At 69.1% G+C, this 15,081-nt stretch carries 15 protein-coding genes, 2 tRNA genes and 1 pseudogene; 6 read left to right on the top strand and 12 right to left on the bottom strand.

Translation table 11 applies throughout. The features are described 5' to 3' along the window. Window positions 1-43: 43 nt before the first annotated feature. The 4 genes from L8951_RS10060 to L8951_RS10045 form a co-directional block, all read right to left on the bottom strand. A complete protein-coding gene (locus tag L8951_RS10060) occupies window positions 44-742 on the bottom strand; it encodes a M23 family metallopeptidase (protein ID WP_244382924.1) in 699 nt (232 codons plus the stop codon). Window positions 743-750: 8 nt separating this feature from the next. Next, entirely contained in the window at window positions 751-1,902 is a 1,152-nt protein-coding gene (locus L8951_RS10055) for a L,D-transpeptidase family protein (RefSeq protein ID WP_244382923.1), read from the bottom strand. A gap of 67 nt (window positions 1,903-1,969) precedes the next feature. Further along, window positions 1,970-2,632, bottom strand: a complete 663-nt coding sequence (gene thiE, locus L8951_RS10050; protein WP_244382922.1) for a thiamine phosphate synthase — start codon at window positions 2,630-2,632, stop codon at window positions 1,970-1,972. Between the two features lie 151 nt (window positions 2,633-2,783). After that, window positions 2,784-3,680: a fructose bisphosphate aldolase gene (locus L8951_RS10045; protein ID WP_244382921.1), complete on the bottom strand. Its 897-nt coding sequence runs from the start codon at window positions 3,678-3,680 to the stop codon at window positions 2,784-2,786. Between the two features lie 153 nt (window positions 3,681-3,833). Between L8951_RS10045 and L8951_RS10040 the strand changes: the two genes are divergently transcribed. Next, window positions 3,834-4,604: a flavodoxin family protein gene (locus L8951_RS10040; RefSeq protein WP_244382919.1), complete on the top strand. Its 771-nt coding sequence runs from the start codon at window positions 3,834-3,836 to the stop codon at window positions 4,602-4,604. Between the two features lie 31 nt (window positions 4,605-4,635). Here the strand turns inward: L8951_RS10040 and L8951_RS10035 are convergent, their stop codons facing one another. From L8951_RS10035 to tkt, 4 genes are all read right to left on the bottom strand, one after another. Further along, window positions 4,636-5,064 carry a nuclear transport factor 2 family protein gene (locus L8951_RS10035; RefSeq protein WP_244382917.1) on the bottom strand — a complete coding sequence of 143 codons (429 nt, stop codon included), beginning with the start codon at window positions 5,062-5,064 and terminating at the stop codon, window positions 4,636-4,638. Further along, the gene (locus L8951_RS10030; RefSeq protein ID WP_244382915.1) at window positions 5,064-6,263 is read right to left on the bottom strand and encodes a phosphoglycerate kinase; all 1,200 of its coding nucleotides are present in this window, start codon (window positions 6,261-6,263) and stop codon (window positions 5,064-5,066) included. Before L8951_RS10030 ends, L8951_RS10035 begins: the two co-directional genes overlap by 1 nt. Window positions 6,264-6,339: 76 nt before the next feature. Next, window positions 6,340-7,344: a type I glyceraldehyde-3-phosphate dehydrogenase gene (gap, locus tag L8951_RS10025; RefSeq protein WP_244382914.1), complete on the bottom strand. Its 1,005-nt coding sequence runs from the start codon at window positions 7,342-7,344 to the stop codon at window positions 6,340-6,342. Continuing rightward, complete coding sequence (tkt, locus tag L8951_RS10020) at window positions 7,337-9,313, bottom strand: transketolase (protein ID WP_244382913.1); 1,977 nt, start codon at window positions 9,311-9,313, stop codon at window positions 7,337-7,339. The genes gap and tkt overlap by 8 nt, the downstream gene beginning before the upstream one ends. A gap of 166 nt (window positions 9,314-9,479) precedes the next feature. Here tkt and L8951_RS10015 point away from each other — a divergent pair, with 166 nt between their 5' ends. From L8951_RS10015 to L8951_RS10000, 4 genes are all read left to right on the top strand, one after another. Continuing rightward, the gene (locus tag L8951_RS10015) at window positions 9,480-9,659 is read left to right on the top strand and encodes a hypothetical protein (protein WP_244382911.1); all 180 of its coding nucleotides are present in this window, start codon (window positions 9,480-9,482) and stop codon (window positions 9,657-9,659) included. Then, window positions 9,656-9,964: a cell division protein ZapA gene (locus tag L8951_RS10010; RefSeq protein ID WP_244382910.1), complete on the top strand. Its 309-nt coding sequence runs from the start codon at window positions 9,656-9,658 to the stop codon at window positions 9,962-9,964. Before L8951_RS10015 ends, L8951_RS10010 begins: the two co-directional genes overlap by 4 nt. Before the next feature lie 149 nt (window positions 9,965-10,113). Continuing rightward, window positions 10,114-10,704, top strand: a complete 591-nt coding sequence (locus tag L8951_RS10005) for a 5-formyltetrahydrofolate cyclo-ligase (protein ID WP_244382909.1) — start codon at window positions 10,114-10,116, stop codon at window positions 10,702-10,704. After that, a complete protein-coding gene (locus L8951_RS10000; protein WP_244382908.1) occupies window positions 10,704-10,925 on the top strand; it encodes a DUF2842 domain-containing protein in 222 nt (73 codons plus the stop codon). Before L8951_RS10005 ends, L8951_RS10000 begins: the two co-directional genes overlap by 1 nt. A gap of 137 nt (window positions 10,926-11,062) precedes the next feature. Here L8951_RS10000 and L8951_RS09995 read toward each other — a convergent pair. The 3 genes from L8951_RS09995 to L8951_RS09985 all read right to left on the bottom strand — a co-directional run bounded on the left by L8951_RS09995 (window position 11,063) and on the right by L8951_RS09985 (window position 12,499). Beyond that, a tRNA-Asp gene (locus tag L8951_RS09995) sits at window positions 11,063-11,139 on the bottom strand. A gap of 55 nt (window positions 11,140-11,194) precedes the next feature. Beyond that, on the bottom strand, window positions 11,195-12,349 hold the full coding sequence (locus L8951_RS09990) for an AI-2E family transporter (protein ID WP_244382906.1): 1,155 nt from the start codon (window positions 12,347-12,349) through the stop codon (window positions 11,195-11,197). A gap of 65 nt (window positions 12,350-12,414) precedes the next feature. Then, window positions 12,415-12,499, bottom strand: a tRNA-Leu gene (locus tag L8951_RS09985). Window positions 12,500-12,632: 133 nt separating this feature from the next. Between L8951_RS09985 and L8951_RS09980 the strand changes: the two genes are divergently transcribed. Next, on the top strand, window positions 12,633-13,553 hold the full coding sequence (locus L8951_RS09980) for a homocysteine S-methyltransferase family protein (RefSeq protein ID WP_244382905.1): 921 nt from the start codon (window positions 12,633-12,635) through the stop codon (window positions 13,551-13,553). Here the strand turns inward: L8951_RS09980 and L8951_RS09975 are convergent. Beyond that, window positions 13,550-15,057 (bottom strand): annotated as a pseudogene (locus L8951_RS09975) (YifB family Mg chelatase-like AAA ATPase). The gene L8951_RS09980 and the pseudogene L8951_RS09975 overlap by 4 nt on opposite strands. Window positions 15,058-15,081 lie beyond the last annotated feature (24 nt).

Below are 15,081 nucleotides of genomic sequence, written 5' to 3'. Positions count from 1 at the left end.
GGCACCGACCGACCGGACGCGTTGATCCCTGTGGCTCACGCCCCTAGCGGTCCTCTTCCTCGCCTGCAAGCAGCGGATAGGGGTTGACCGGCCGCCCCTCCCACCAGCCTTCCTCGGGCTCCATCCGGTGGATCGCGAAATGCAGGTGCGGGGCATCGGCCGCCGCATTGCCGCTGCTCCCCACCGTGCCGAGCCGCTGGCCGAGCGCGATCCGCTGCCGTTCGACGAGCCCCGGGGCATAGTCTTCGAGGTGGGCGTAATAATAGATCCACTTCTTGTCGTGCGAACGAACGTAGAGCGTCTTGCCGCCCCCGCCGTCGGAGAAATAGATCTTCTCCAGCACCCCGGGGGCCGCCGCGACGACGGGCGTGCCGGTGTCGGCCATGATGTCGATCGCGTCATGACGCCGCGCGCCGCCGGCGCGGGCCTGCGTATAGGTATCGACCAGCGCTTCGGGCGCGACGCCGGCGACCGGGACCGCCATGCCGCGCGGCCCGATCTCGACCGAGCGGGCACGGCGGAGTTCAGGGTCGAGCCGCAGCGTGTCGGCGCGATCGAGCCCTTCCTCGCCCACCGTCTCGAATTCGACATCCTGCATCGGCCGCGGTTGGGGCTCGGCAGGCGCGGCGGGAACGTCGGCGACCGTTTCCCCGGCGGGCGTCACCACCCCCGTATTGAAGGCGACGAGCCAGCCCATCGAGGTGACGATGGCGGTGACCACGGCGACGAGCAGCGACTTCATCTAGGCGATCACGCCTTGAAGGTGGCGCGGAAACCGGGCTCGAGCATGCGCGTCAGCGTTAGCACGTCCCAGTTGGTCAGGCGGATGCAGCCATGGCTCTCGGCATAGCCGATGGTCTGCGGCTCGGGCGTACCGTGAATGCCGTAATGCTCCTTGGTGAGGTCGAGCCAGGCGACCCCGACCGGCCCGTTGGGCCCCGGCGGCAGGGTAACTTCCTCCTCGCTGTCGGCGACATCCCAGAACAGGTCGGGTTGGTAGTCGAAGGGCGGCAGATAGGCATAGGTGGTCGCCTTCCAGTCGCCGAGCGGGAGGGGATCGTTTTGCGAACCCGTGGTCACCGGGAATTGCGCGATAAGCTTGTCGGCATCGTCATAGACGCGCAGCACCTTGTCGCTTTCGTCCACCGTGACATAGGCGCCCTTCACGCCCGGGTCGGGCTGGACGTTCAGCGCGTTGAACATGTCGCGCTCGGCCTCGTCGAGATCGCCATAATCACGCGCGGCGGGCAGCACGTTGGGTAGCTGCAGCACGGTGCCGATCTTCACGTTGCGCGCCTTGTCGCCATTCAAGGCGATCAGCGTCTCGCGGGTGGTGTGGAAGCGCTCGGCGACTTCCTCGAGCAGATCCTCATAGGGCATGCGCTCGAGGTCGGCCTGCTTGGTCGGGTCGTCGGGAATGGTCTTGAAGGGCGAGCCGAAGCTGGTCTCGTCGATGCGAAGGAAGCGGGTCGGCTTGCGCCCGTCGCGCAGCAGCTTCTTGCGCGTCGGCGTATCGAGTTCGCCCGTCACCTCGAGGCCATGGGCTTCCTGATAGCCCTTCAGTGCCATGGTGAAATTCCGCCCCTCGCGCCCGTCGATCACGCCCGGCGAGAAATGGGCGCGGTCGAGCAGCACCATGGCGTGGAAGACGTCATTGTCGATATCGCCCAGTTTGCGCTGTTCGCTTTTCCCCTCGTCGAGCGCGGTCGAGCCATAGGTGCGGCCCTCCTTGGTCGGCTTCTCGGCCGCAGTGGCCTGCGAGGCCTTGGTCTTCTGGGTCGCGGGCTGTGCCTCGGCTCCCTCGGACGACAGGAAGGCGCCGCCCGCGGCAAGCGCGATGGCGGCCGAAAAAGCAGTAATTATCTTGTTACGCGGAAGACGAACGCGGGGCTTGCGAGCCATTTGGGATCACCTCACTGACCGGTTTCTTTCCCAGCCAACGCAGCAGACCCCGGTCTTTATCCCGCGGCTATTGCCCCTTCAGCGCCTCCTCGAAGGCGGCGACCGCGCCGGCGACATCATCCGCGCCCCACACCGCGCTCGACACGGCAAGGAAATCGGCGCCCGCGCGCACCAGCGGCGCGGCCTTATAAGGCGTGATCCCGCCGATCGCCACGCAGGGCAGTTCGAACAGGCTCGACCACCACGACAAGATGCCCGGCTCGGGGCGATGCTCGCTCTTCTTGGTCGGGCTGTCGTAAAAGGCACCGAAGGCGACATAATCGGCCCCCGCCTCTCCCGCTTCCATCGCGAGGTGGCGGCTGGCGTGGCAGGTCACCCCGATCTGCACCGCCGGGCCGAGCTCGGCGCGCGCGTCCTTCACGTCGCCATCGCCCTGTCCCAGATGCACCCCGTCGGCCCTGAGGCGCTTGGCGAGCGCGACATCGTCATTGACGATGAAGCCGACCTCGGCCTCGGCGCAGATTTCCTGTAGCGGGGCGGCGAGCCGCGCGAGCGCGTGGCTTTCGACCCCCTTCACGCGCAGCTGGAAGGCGCTCACCCGCTCATGCGCCACCGCATCGCGCAACCGCGCCGGAAAATCCCCGCCCACCTCCTGCGGGCTGATCAGGTAGAGGTCGCACGGATGCGTGCGTTCGGGCGGCGCGAACTGCGAGAAATCGAAATCGTCCATGCCCCGCCCCTAGCGCAACCGCCGCGCCGCGCCAATCATTCGCCGAACAGCTCGAGCCTCCGCCGTTCGCCCTGCCGCGAGGGCGAGGCCGAGCATCGGGCGCGACACGGCCGCGTCCCAACCACCGACGTGCCGGGCCCTCGACCCCGGGTCAGCCGTTACACACGCTCGCGGCATAGATGCTGTCGATCGCGCTCCCCAGCGCCGCATCGAACTGCGCATCGTCCATGTCGGCGCGCAGGTCCTGCAGCAGCGCGCGGCTGAAGCTCGCGATCATGCCGCGGTTCTTCGCCAGCTTGGCATTGGCCTCCTCGCGCTCGTAGCCCCCCGACAGCGCGACGACGCGCGCCACCGCCGGATGCGCCACCAGCGGGGCATAGAGATCATCCTCTTCGGGCAGGGTGAGCTTGAGCATCACGCGCTGGCCCGGGTCCATCCCGTCGAGCGCGGCGGTGAGGTGCTTGAGGAGCAGCTTCTCGGCCTCGCCGCGGGTCGGCGACTTGATGTTCACCTCGGGCTCGACGATCGGCATCAGCCCGCCCTCGAGGATCTGGTTGGCGGCCATGAACTGCTGGGTGACGATGGCGTGGATGCCCGCGTCGTTCGCGTCGTTGATGACGCTGCGCATCTTGGTCCCGAACACGCCGCGCGCCTTGGCCTTCGCGATCAGCTCGTCGAGGCGGGTCATCGGTTTCATCTTCTGGACGCCGTCGGCCTCCTCCTCGAGCCCCTGGTCGACCTTGAGGAAGGGCACCACCCCGCGCTCCCACAACAGCTGCGGCACCGGCTTGCCGTCGGCCTCGCCGTCCATCGTCTTCTCGAACAGGATCGCGCCGAGCACCTTGGCGCCCGAGAAGCTCGGCGCGGTGACGATCCGCGTGCGCATCTCGTGGATGAGCGCGAACATCTCCTCCTCGTTCGACCACGCATCCTCGCCGATCCCGTAGGCCATGAGCGCCTTGGGGGTCGAGCCGCCCGACTGGTCGAGCGCGGCGATGAAGCCCGCGCCGCCTACCATCTGCGCCATCATCTTGGGATCGAACGTCATGTCAATTGGCCTCCCCGCCGGTTGGTTGGATCGTTATGCGGGGGCGGCTAGACGGCGCCGCGCACGGGTGCAACCGTGTGAACGCTCCCACCATCAAAAGAGACTTTTGCCCGCGCTCGTGCGTATCGACTGCATTCGGATAAAAGGATGCCCATGTCGAAACTCACTCCCCGCCAGCGCGCGGTGTGCGACGCCGCCGACCTGCGCGCGCCCGGGCTCGCGGCGGTGCTGGTCAATGCCACCTTGAAGCCCCCCGGCGAGGCGAGCCACACCGACACGCTGCTCGACGTGGTCGACGAGATCTTCACCCGCGCCGAGGTCGCGGTCGACCGGCTCCGCCTCTCGCAGTACCGTCTCGCCCCCGGTGTCTATCCCGACATGACCGAGCACGGCTGGGACCGCGACGACTGGCCCGAGATCAGCGCGCGCGTCATCGACGCCGACATCCTCGTCCTCGGCACCCCGATCTGGCTGGGCGAGAAGAGCTCGCTCGCGCAGGCCTTCATCGAGAAGCTCTACGCGCATTCGGGGCAGACCAACGACAAGGGGCAATATCGCTTCTACGGCAAGGTCGGGGGGTGCCTCGTCACCGGCAACGAGGACGGCATCAAGCATGTCGCCGCGGGGGTGCTCTACGCGATGGGGCATGTCGGCTACACCATCCCGCCGCAGGCCGATTGCGGCTGGATCGGCGCGGCCGGCCCCGGCCCCTCCTATGGCGACGAACTCGCCGACGGCAGCCGCGCCGGCTTCGACAATGTCTTCACCCAGCGTAACACCACCTTCATGGCCTTCAACCTCCTGCACATGGCGCGGCTACTCAAGGAGGCGGGGGGATTGCCCGCGGTGGGCAATGTGCGCAGCCAGTGGGACGACGGCTCGAAACCCGGCTGGCCCAACCCCGAGCACCGTCTCGACGACTAGCGCCGCCGGGCGTCCAGGGGTCGGCGGGCGCTCAGCGCCAGAGCTGGAGCGAGCGGATCGCGCCCGCAACGCGCTCCTCGTCCTCGGTGCGGCTCAGCGCGCGCTCGACCAACTGCCACTTGCGGTTCATCGCCCCCTTCCGCCACAGGTCCTGCATCCAAAAGGTGCCGGTCCACGGCCGCCCTTCGAGCGTCATCTCGAGGTCGGCCTGCGTGGCCAGCACCACCGAACCGCCATGGCGCCGGCAATAGACGTTGCCGAAGCGATAGCCGTTGCAGCTGAACTGGTCGGGCGCGGCGTCGAGCAGGCTCGAGCGGTCGAGCAGCACCGGCTTGGAGGCCGCCACGACGAAGCGGAAGGCGCGGCCGGTGAGCCGCTTGAGCTGCTTGCGGTCGCGCTCGATCCAGCCGCGCATCCAGCGGTGCTCGAGCGTCTCGATGCTGGCGGAAAGATCGGCCATCAGCGCTGCAGCGCCGCCACGCCGGGCAGGGTCCGGCCTTCCATCCACTCGAGGAACGCGCCGCCCGCGGTGGAGACGAAGCTGAAGTCGCGCGCGACCCCCGCCTGGTTCAATGCCGCGACGGTGTCGCCCCCGCCCGCCACGCTGACGAGGCTGCCTTCCTTGGTCAGCGCCGCCGCGGTCTGCGCGAGCGCCACGGTCGCGCGGTCGAAGGGCTCGGTCTCGAAAGCGCCCAACGGCCCGTTCCAGACCAGCGTGCGGCAGGTCTTGAGCGCGTCGGCGAGCGCTTCGACGGCATTGGGGCCGATGTCGAGGATCATCTCGTCCTCGGCGACCTCGTGCACGTTGACGGTGCGAAGGCTCTCGGGATTGGCCGCGAATTCCTTCGCCACCACCACGTCATAGGGCAGGTGGATGGTGCAATCGGCCTTGTCGGCGGCGGCGAAGATGTCGTTGGCCTGCGGCACGAGGTCGGCCTCCATCAGGCTCTGGCCGACCTTGACCCCGCGCGCGGCGAGGAAGGTGTTGGCCATGCCCCCGCCGATGATCAGGTGGTCGACTTTGCCGACGAGGTTCTCGAGCACCGCGAGCTTGGTCGACACCTTGGCGCCCCCGACCACCGCGGCGACCGGCTGCTCGGGCTTGCCGAGCGCGGCCTCGAGCGCCTTCAGCTCGGCTTCCATCGCGCGCCCCGCGAAGCTCTCGAGATGCGCGGTGATCCCGACCGTCGAGGCATGCGCGCGGTGCGCGACCGAGAAGGCGTCGTTGACATAATAGTCGCCGAGCCCCGACATCGCCTCGGCCAGCGCGGGGTCGTTCGTCGTCTCGCCTTCGTGGAAGCGGGTATTCTCGAGGATGCCGATCGCGCCGGGCAGCATGATCGAGACCGCGCGCGCCGCCTCGGGCCCCTGGCAATCCTCGACATAGCGCACGCTCAGCCCGGTGATCTCGCGCATCGGCTCGACCAGCAGCGCGGTCGACATGTCGGGCCGCGGCCGCCCCTCGGGACGGCGGAAGTGCGACAGCAGCAGGACCTTGGCCCCCTTGCCCGCCAGCTCGCGGATCGTCGGCAAATGCGCGCGGATCCGAGTGTCGTCGGTGACGTCGCCGTCGTTCATCGGCACGTTGAGGTCGCAACGCACCAGCACCGTCTTGCCGTTGAGGTCGGCGGGCAGGTCGTCGAGGGTTTTGAAGGTCATGTCATTATCCTTCGCGAAGGCCGGGCCCTCGCAAGCAAAGAAGCGCCCCGACCACGCGGGCCGGGGCGCTGGAAGCTTACAGCTTGGAGGCCATCACGCCCGCCGTATCGATCATGCGGTTCGAGAAGCCCCATTCGTTGTCGTACCAGCTCACCACGCGCGCGAGCTTGCCTTCCATCACGCCGGTCTCGAGGCTGTCGACCGTCGAGGAAGCCGGGTGATGGTTGAAGTCCGAGCTCACCAGCGGCTGTTCGGTGAAGTCGAGCACGCCCTTCATCGGCCCTTCGGCGGCGGCCTTGAGCGCGGCGTTGAGTTCGTCCTTGCTGGTGTCGCGCTTGGGCGTGAAGACGAGGTCGATCAGGCTGACATTGGGGGTCGGCACGCGGATCGAGGATCCGTCGAGCTTGCCGTTGAGCTCGGGCAGCACGAGCCCGACCGCGCGCGCCGCGCCGGTGGTCGTCGGGATCATGTTTTGCGCGCCGCCGCGGGCGCGGCGCATGTCGCCATGCATCTGGTCGAGCATGCGCTGGTCGTTGGTGTAGCTGTGCACGGTGGTCATGAAGCCGCGCTCGATGCCGACCGCGTCGTTGAGCACCTTGGCGACCGGCGCGAGGCAGTTGGTGGTGCAGCTGGCGTTCGACACGATATGGTCATCGCCGGTCAGGCTGTCGTGGTTGACACCATAGACGATGGTCTTGAGGTCGCCCTTGGCGGGCGCCGAGATGAGCACGCGCTTGGCGCCTGCATCGAGGTGCGGCCTGGCGGCATCGACCGACTGGAAGAAGCCGGTGCACTCGAGCACGATGTCGACGCCCATGTCGCCATGCGGCAGCTTGCCGGGCTCGCGCTCCTTGGTCACCGCGATGCGCTTGCCGTTGACGACGATCGCGTCGCCGTCGACCTCGACCGACCCGGGGAAGCGCCCGTGGGTCGAATCGTACTGGAACAGCAGCGCGTTCGAATTGGCGTCGGCCAGGTCGTTGATCGCGACCAGCTCGAGGTCGTGATCGTCACGCTCGAGCAGCGCGCGGGCGACGAGGCGACCGATGCGGCCGAACCCGTTGATGGCAACTTTAGTCATTGTGCAAACGCTCCGTGATCTGGGGGATGATGGCTTCGGGGGTGAAGCCGAATTTCTCGAACAGGTCGGGCGCGGGTGCGCTCGCCCCGAAGCGGTCGATGCCGATGTTGAGACCGTTCTTCATCGTCATGTCCGACCAGCCGAAGGTGGTGCCCGCCTCGATCGACACCCGAAGGATCTCGCTCGGGTCGGCGTCGGGCAGGATGTCCTGCTGGTAGGCGGCGTCCTGCGCGCGGAATTTCTCCCAGCTCGGCATCGACACGACATCGGCGCCCACCCCGTCATTCTCGAGCCGCTCGGCAACCTCCATCGCCAGGTGCACCTCGCTGCCGGTGGCGATGAGGATGACGCGACGCTCCTTGTCCGCGCTCTTGAGGCGATAGGCGCCGCGCGCGGTGAGGTTATGTTCGCTCTTCTCGCGCCGCAGCTGAGGCAGCCCCTGCCGCGACAGCGCGAGCAGCGCGGGCCCCTCGCCCGCCAGCGCATCGCCCCACGCCTCGGCGGTCTCGACCGCGTCGCACGGGCGATAGACGGTCAGCCCCGGCATCGCGCGCAGGCTCTGGAGATGCTCGATCGGCTGGTGCGTCGGGCCATCCTCGCCAAGCCCGATCGAATCGTGCGTCATGACATGGATCACCTTGGCGCCCATCAGTGCCCCCAGCCGGATCGCGGGGCGCGAATAGTCGGCGAAGACGAGGAAGGTGCCGCCATAGGGCAGCACCCCGCCGTGCAGCGCCATCCCGTTCATCGCCGCCGCCATGCCGAACTCGCGGATGCCGTAATAGACGTAGCGCCCCGCGTAATTGGCCGCGGTCAGGGGCTCGATTCCGCCCGCCTTGGTGTTGTTCGAACCGGTCAGGTCGGCCGACCCGCCGATCGTCGCGGGGACCGCCGTGTTGATCGCCTCGAGCACGATCTCGCTCGCCTTGCGGGTCGCCATCTTCTCGGGGTTGGCGACCAGCTTCTCGATCAGCTGGCCCTGCCAGCGACGGTCGAACTTGCCGTCGAGCTGGTCCTTGAACTGCTGGCCTTTCGAATGGCTTGCGAGGCGTTCTTCCCACGCCTTCTTCTCGCCGCGCGCGCGCTGGCCGATGGCGCTCCACGCCTCGCGCACGTCGTCGGGGATGACGAAGGGCTCGGCATCCCAGCCGAGCTCGGCGCGCGCGCGCTCGATCTCCTCGGGGCCGAGCGGGGCACCGTGCGTCGCCGCGGTACCCTGCTTTGTCGGCGCGCCATAGCCGATCGTCGTCTTGCAGCGAATGAGGCTCGGCTTGCGGGTCTTCTTCGCCTCGGCGATCGCGCGGCTCACCGCATCGGCGCTCATGCCGTCGCATTCGTGGGTCGACCAGCCCATCGCCTCGTGGCGCGCCAGCACGTCCTCGGTGCGGCTGAGGTCGGTCGGCCCGTCGATGGTAATCTCATTGTCGTCCCACAGGACGATCAGGCGGCCCAGCTGGAGGTGCCCGGCGAGCCCCGCCGCCTCGTGGTTGACGCCCTCCATCAGGCAGCCGTCGCCGGCGATCACATAGGTATGATGGTCGACCAGCTCGTCGCCGTAGATCGCGTTGAGGTGGCGCTCGGCGATGGCCATGCCGACCGCGGTCGCCAGCCCCTGCCCGAGCGGCCCCGTCGTGGTCTCGACCCCGTCGAGCAGGAAATTCTCGGGATGCCCCGCGCACGGGCTCTTGAGTTGGCGGAAATCCTTGATTTCCTGCATCGTGGGATGCGCATAGCCCGACAGGTGGAGCAGCGAATAGGCGAGCATCGAGCCGTGCCCCGCCGACAGCACGAAGCGGTCGCGATCGGGCCAGTGCGGGTCCGACGGGTCGTGCTTGAGGTGGTCGGCGTAGAGCGCGACGGCGGCATCGGCCATCCCCATCGGCATCCCCGGGTGCCCCGAATTGGCGGCCTGGACGGCATCCATCGAGAGGGCGCGAATGGCATTGGCTAGGCGGCGCTTGGTCGGCATGCCGGCTCCTTGGATAAGAGGTCCCCGAGCGAGCGGCAGCCGCCCACCCCTGTCATGCGCCGCTATTGCCCCAAGGCGCGCGGGCGTCAACCATGTGGGAGCGCTCACGCGCCCCTTTTTGGCGCATTGCTTGGCAAGCGCCCCCGGGAGCGCTACGCCTTGGCGCATGTCCTCGCCCCGTCTCGCAGCCGCGCTGGCGCGCGCCGATTCCGCCCTCGGGCGGGCCGAGCGCGCGCTCGGGCGGATCGAGGCACGCGCCGCGCGCGACGAGGCATTGCGCGGCGAGGTGCGCGCCGCGCTCGCCGAACTCGACCAGCTCATCGCCGCGCGCGAGGATGCGGCGTGAGCGAGGTCACCCTCCACGTCAACGGCCGCGACTATCGGGTCCGCGCCCGCGACGGCGAGGAGGAACAGCTGATCCGCGCCGGCGCGCTCGTCGAGGAGCGCTGCCACGCCGCACGCGCGGCGATGGGCACGCTGTCCGACACCAGCCTCTATTTCTACGCCGCGCTGATGCTCGCCGACGACCTCGCCGCGGGCCGGGCGGCGAGCGCGCCGACCGACGAGGCGAGCGCGGCGGACGCCGAAGCGCTCGCCGACCGGCTCGAGGCGCTGGCGATGCGACTTGAGAAGGTGGCGCAGCGCGCCTAAATGGAGGGCGACGGGTTCTGCCTGGCACGAGCCACGACTATCCCTGAGGCTTTCTACATCCTAGGGAGCTGTCCCTGCCCGGGCCCTGGCCCGGGATATATGGCGCCCACCTGACGTTCTGGCGTCAGAGGATAAAGAGGCAAACGACCATGGCGGTCCCGTCACCCCAAGAACTGGCCCCCGATGCCACCAAGGACGAGATCCGGCGGATCGTGCGCCAGCAGCGGCGCCGCTATGTGTGCAGCCTCGAATCCTCGACCCGCCACGCGCTCGAGGAAAAGCTCGCAGACCTGCTCGCGCCGATGCTCGCCGCCGCGCGCGTGATCGGGGCCTATTCCCCGATCGGCGGCGAGATCTCGCCCGCCCCCGCGCTGGCGCGCGCCAAGCGGCTCGGGCGCACCATCGCCTACCCCACCTTCGAGGACGACCTCGCGCGCTTCATCTACCGCGCCGGCGAACCCGACATCCCGGGACCGCACCGCATCGAGCAGCCGCGCTCGACCTGCCCCGAGGCCTCCCCCGACCTCGTCCTCGTCCCGCTCCTCGCGGTCGGCAACCGCGGCTATCGCCTCGGCCAGGGCAAGGGCCATTTCGACCGCGTCCTACCGACGCTGTCGGGGGCGCGGTTCGTCGGGATCGGCTGGCAGATGCAACGGCTCGACCGCGACCTGCCGCATGACGACTGGGACGTGCCGCTGCATTGTTTCGCCAGCCCGCGAGGCATCGAGGAATTCGACTGATGGACGATCCCGTACACCAGCCCAAGTCGCGGGTCGCGATCGGCATGCTGCTGCTGCTCGGCTGGCTTGCCGCCTATGTCGTGCTGGTGGTGCTCGCCTTCGACCTCGTGGCCGACTGGCCCGCGCTCGCGCAGATGCCCTTCTATCTCGTCGCGGGGCTGGCGTGGATCGCGCCGCTCAAGCCCTTGCTCGCGTGGATGGAGACCGGGCACCGGCGCTGAGGGCCCTGGCGCTGGGACAAGGGCGCCGAGCCCGGACGAGCACGCCACCGGCGCGCGCGGCAACGCCCTCGATCGGGCGGCGATGGCAAACGGTGGGGAAAGCGATGCGAAGGGGCCACTTTTCCGTTGCAGGAAAGTGGCGCGAGTGACGGGGCTCGAACCCGCGACCTCCGGCGTGACAGGCCGGCGCTCTAACCAACTGAGCTACACCCGCATCGCTGTGGTGGCGGCGAACTATGACAGCCCCGGCCACCTGTCAACGACCAAATTCAATCTTTTTCCTCTTCCTCGCCGACATGGGTCAGCGTGCCGTGCTCGAACAGGAATCCGGCGATGTCGGGGGTGCCCGCTGCGGCGAAAACCGTTTTAATGATGATGAGCAAGGGCACCGCGAGCAGTGCCCCCAGAAAACCCCAGATCCACGCCCACAGGCTGAGCGAGATCAGGATCAGCAGCGGCGACAGCCGCACCCGCTTGCCGACGATCATCGGGGTCAGCACGTTGGCCTCGATATTGTGCAGCACGATGAAGATCAGCGGCGGGAGCAGCGCGGCCCAGACGTCGACGAAGCTCATCAGCCCGCCGATTGCGAGCAGGATCGCGGCGAAGATCGGCCCCAGGTAGGGAATGAAGTTGGTCACCGCGACGATCCCGCCCCACATGATCGGGCTGTCCATCCCGATCGCCCACAGGATGAGCGCGACGATGGTGCCGAGCGTCACGTTGATGAAGGTGATGGTACCGATATAGGTCGAGGTCGCATCGACCACCTGCTGGATCACCCGCGCGGTGGTGAGCGCGCCCTCGAAGCTGCCGCGGCTGGTGATGGTGCGCTCGCGCATCCGCGTCCAGCGCGACAGGAAGAAGAAGATCACCAGCATGGCGAAGAACATCTGGATGATCGCGACCGGCGCAGAGGTGGCGAACAGGTCGAGCAGCGAATCGGGCGCCGCGAGCGTGACCGCCGCCTCGGCGCCCCCCGACAGCGCGATATCCTCGAGGATGCCCTCGATGAAGGCTTCGAGCTCGGCATAGAATTGCAGGATCGGCAGCACCGTCTCGCGGATCCGGTCGATCCGCTCGGGGATGAGCGCGAAATAGTCGATCGCGGGCAGCACGATCGAGGCGATGACGAAGCTGGCGAAGGCGATGAACAGCAGCAGCGAGATGATCGCCGCCAGCCCGCTCGACAGCCCGTGCCGCTCGAACCATTCGAGCACCGGCACCAGCGCGATGGCGATCACCAGCGCCGCGGTCACCGGCAGGAAGAAGGCCGCCCCGGCCTGGAGCGCGAAGGGCAGCGCGAACAGGAAGCCCGCCCCGAGCAGCAGCGCGATCGCCGCGAGCAGCCGCACGCGCTTGACCTCGAGCGTGTGGCTGTCCTGCAGCTCGATGGGTTCGTCGGATCGTCGCGGTTCGGCCATTCCGGCAGCGTAGCGAGCGCGCGAATGCGCGAGAAGGGGGAATTTCCGCTCGCGCCCTTCGCCGCTGGTACCTCTGGCCGGACTCGAACCGGCACTCCCGAAGGAAATCGATTTTGAGTCGATCGCGTCTACCAATTCCGCCACAGAGGCAGAGACCAGCGCCGCGACGCCTAGCGAATGGCCTGCCCCAACGCAATCGTCGATTGCCCGCCTCGCCGCCGCCCCCGCCCCTCGCGGGCCGACTCGCCGCGCCATGCTATCATCGACGCGAAGGAGCACGGCCATGTACCTCCCCCAGCTCGAGGCCCCCTTCCTCACCGACGGCGGGCTCGAAACCGACTTCCTCTACAACCACGGCTACGCGCTGCCGCATTTCTCGGCGATCACGCTGATCGACGGCGGCCACCGCGAGAATGCGCTGCTCGACTATTATCGCGGCTTCCTCGACCTTGCCGAGACGCACGGGGTCGGCTTCCTGCTCGAGAGCCCGACCTGGCGCGCCAGCCCCGACTGGGCCGCCCCGCTCGGGCTCAGCCTCGAGGCGCTCGCCGAGCGCAACCATCGCGCGATCCGCCTGCTCGACGAATTGCGCATCGAGCAGGACCGCGCGATCCCGATTGTGCTCTCGGGATGCCTCGGGCCGCGCGGCGACGGCTACCGGGCGGACGCGCCGACGAGCGCGCGCGAGGCGGCCGCCTATCACCGCTGGCAAATCGACATCTTCGCCGAGGAGCAGGTCGACCTCGTCAGCGGCATCACCATCACCACCGTCGCCGAGGCGGTCGGCATCGCCGAGGCCGCGCGCGCCGCGGGCCTGCCCTGCGTGATCAGCTTCACCGTCGAGACCGACGGCCGCCTGCCCGAGGGAACCGCGCTGGGCGAGGCGATCGCCGCGGTCGACGCGCAGACCCGCGCCGGCCCCGCTTACTATATGGTCAATTGCGCGCACCCCGACCATTTCGCGCGCACGCTCGACCCGGGAGCGCCATGGATCGGGCGGCTGCGGGGGCTGCGCTGCAACGCCTCGCGCCGCAGCCATGCCGAGCTCGAGGCCGCGACCGAGCTCGACGCGGGCGACCCCGATGAACTGGCCGCCAGCCATGCCCGGCTGGTCGAGCGCTTCGCCGACCTACATGTCCTCGGCGGCTGCTGCGGCACCGACCTGCGCCACGTCCGCGCGATCGCCGAGGCCTGCTATCCCTAGGCGCGCGGGGGCTGGTGGCGGTAGGGCAGCGCCTCGGCGATGTGGATCCGCCCGACCGTCTCCGCCGCGGCGAGATCGGCGATGGTCCGCGCCACCTTGAGGACGCGGTGATAGGCGCGCGCCGACAGGTGCATCGCTCCCGCCGCCTCGGCCAGCAGCCGCGCCCCCGCTTCGTCGGGCGCGGCATGCGCCTCGATCGCCTCCGCGCTCGCCTCGGCGTTGGTGCGCGCGCCCGCCTCGCCATAGCGCGCCGCCTGCACGGCGCGCGCGCGCGCGACGCGCTCGGCGACCTCGGCGCTGCCTTCGGCGGGCGGGGGCAGCGTCAGGTCCATCGCGCTCACCGCCGCCACCTCGACGTGCAGGTCGATGCGGTCGAGCAGCGGGCCCGAGATGCGCGCCTGGTAATCGGCGGCGCAGCGCGGGGCCCGGCTGCACGCCCGCGCCGCATCGCCGAGATGGCCGCAGCGGCACGGGTTCATCGCCGCGACGAGCTGGACCCGCGCGGGAAAGCTCAGATGCGCGTTGGCGCGGGCCACGCTGACCGTCCCCGTCTCGAGCGGCTGGCGCAGCGAATCGAGCGTCGCGCGCTGGAATTCGGGCAGTTCGTCGAGGAACAGGACCCCGAGGTGCGCGAGGCTGATCTCGCCGGGGCGGACCTTGAGCCCGCCGCCCACCAGCGCGGGCATGCTCGCACTGTGGTGCGGGTCGCGGAACGGGCGCCGCCGCTTGAGCTTCCCGCCCTCGAGCGTGCCCGCCCCGCTGGCGATCATCGACACCTCGAGCGCCTCCGAGGGTTCGAGCGGCGGCAGGATCGAGGGCAGGCAGCTGGCGAGCAGCGACTTGCCCGACCCCGGCGGCCCGCTCATCAGCAGATTGTGCCCCCCCGCCGCGGCGATCTCGAGTGCGCGCTTGGGCGTCTCCTGCCCCTTCACGCTGCGCAGGTCGGGCCCCCGACAAGTTCCTCGGCCTCGCCCGCCGCGGGCATCTCCAGTGGGGCGGTGCCCTTGAAATGCGCGAGCAGCCCGAGCAGGTCGCGCGGCGCGATGACCTCGACCTCGCCCGCCCAGCGGGCCTCGGCGCCCTGCGCGTGGGGACAGATCAGCCCCTGCTCGCGCGCGCTCGCATGGATCGCCGCCAGCAGCACCCCGGGGGAGGCCGCGATCCGCCCGTCGAGCCCGAGTTCGCCGACCGCGACATAATGCGACAGCATCTCGGCATCGACCACCCCCATGGCGGCGAGCAGCCCGAGCGCGATCGGCAGGTCGAAATGCGACCCCTCCTTGGGCAGGTCGGCGGGCGAGAGGTTGACCGTCACCCGCTTGGGCGGCAGCGCCAGCCCGATCGCGGAGAGCGCGCTGCGCACCCGTTCGCGGCTCTCGGCCACCGCCTTGTCGGGCAGCCCGACGATGATGAAATTGGGGATCCCGGCGCTCAGCTGCACCTGGCATTCGACGGCGCGCGCCTCAAGCCCGAGATAGGCGACCGTATCGACGATCGCGACCATCAGTGAGGCGCCCTGCGGGCATGG

Origin of the sequence: Sphingomicrobium astaxanthinifaciens (genome assembly GCF_022865105.1) — a bacterium.
Taxonomy (GTDB): Bacteria; Pseudomonadota; Alphaproteobacteria; order Sphingomonadales; family Sphingomonadaceae; genus Sphingomicrobium; species Sphingomicrobium astaxanthinifaciens.
This window is presented reverse-complemented; position numbering and strand designations above follow the sequence as displayed.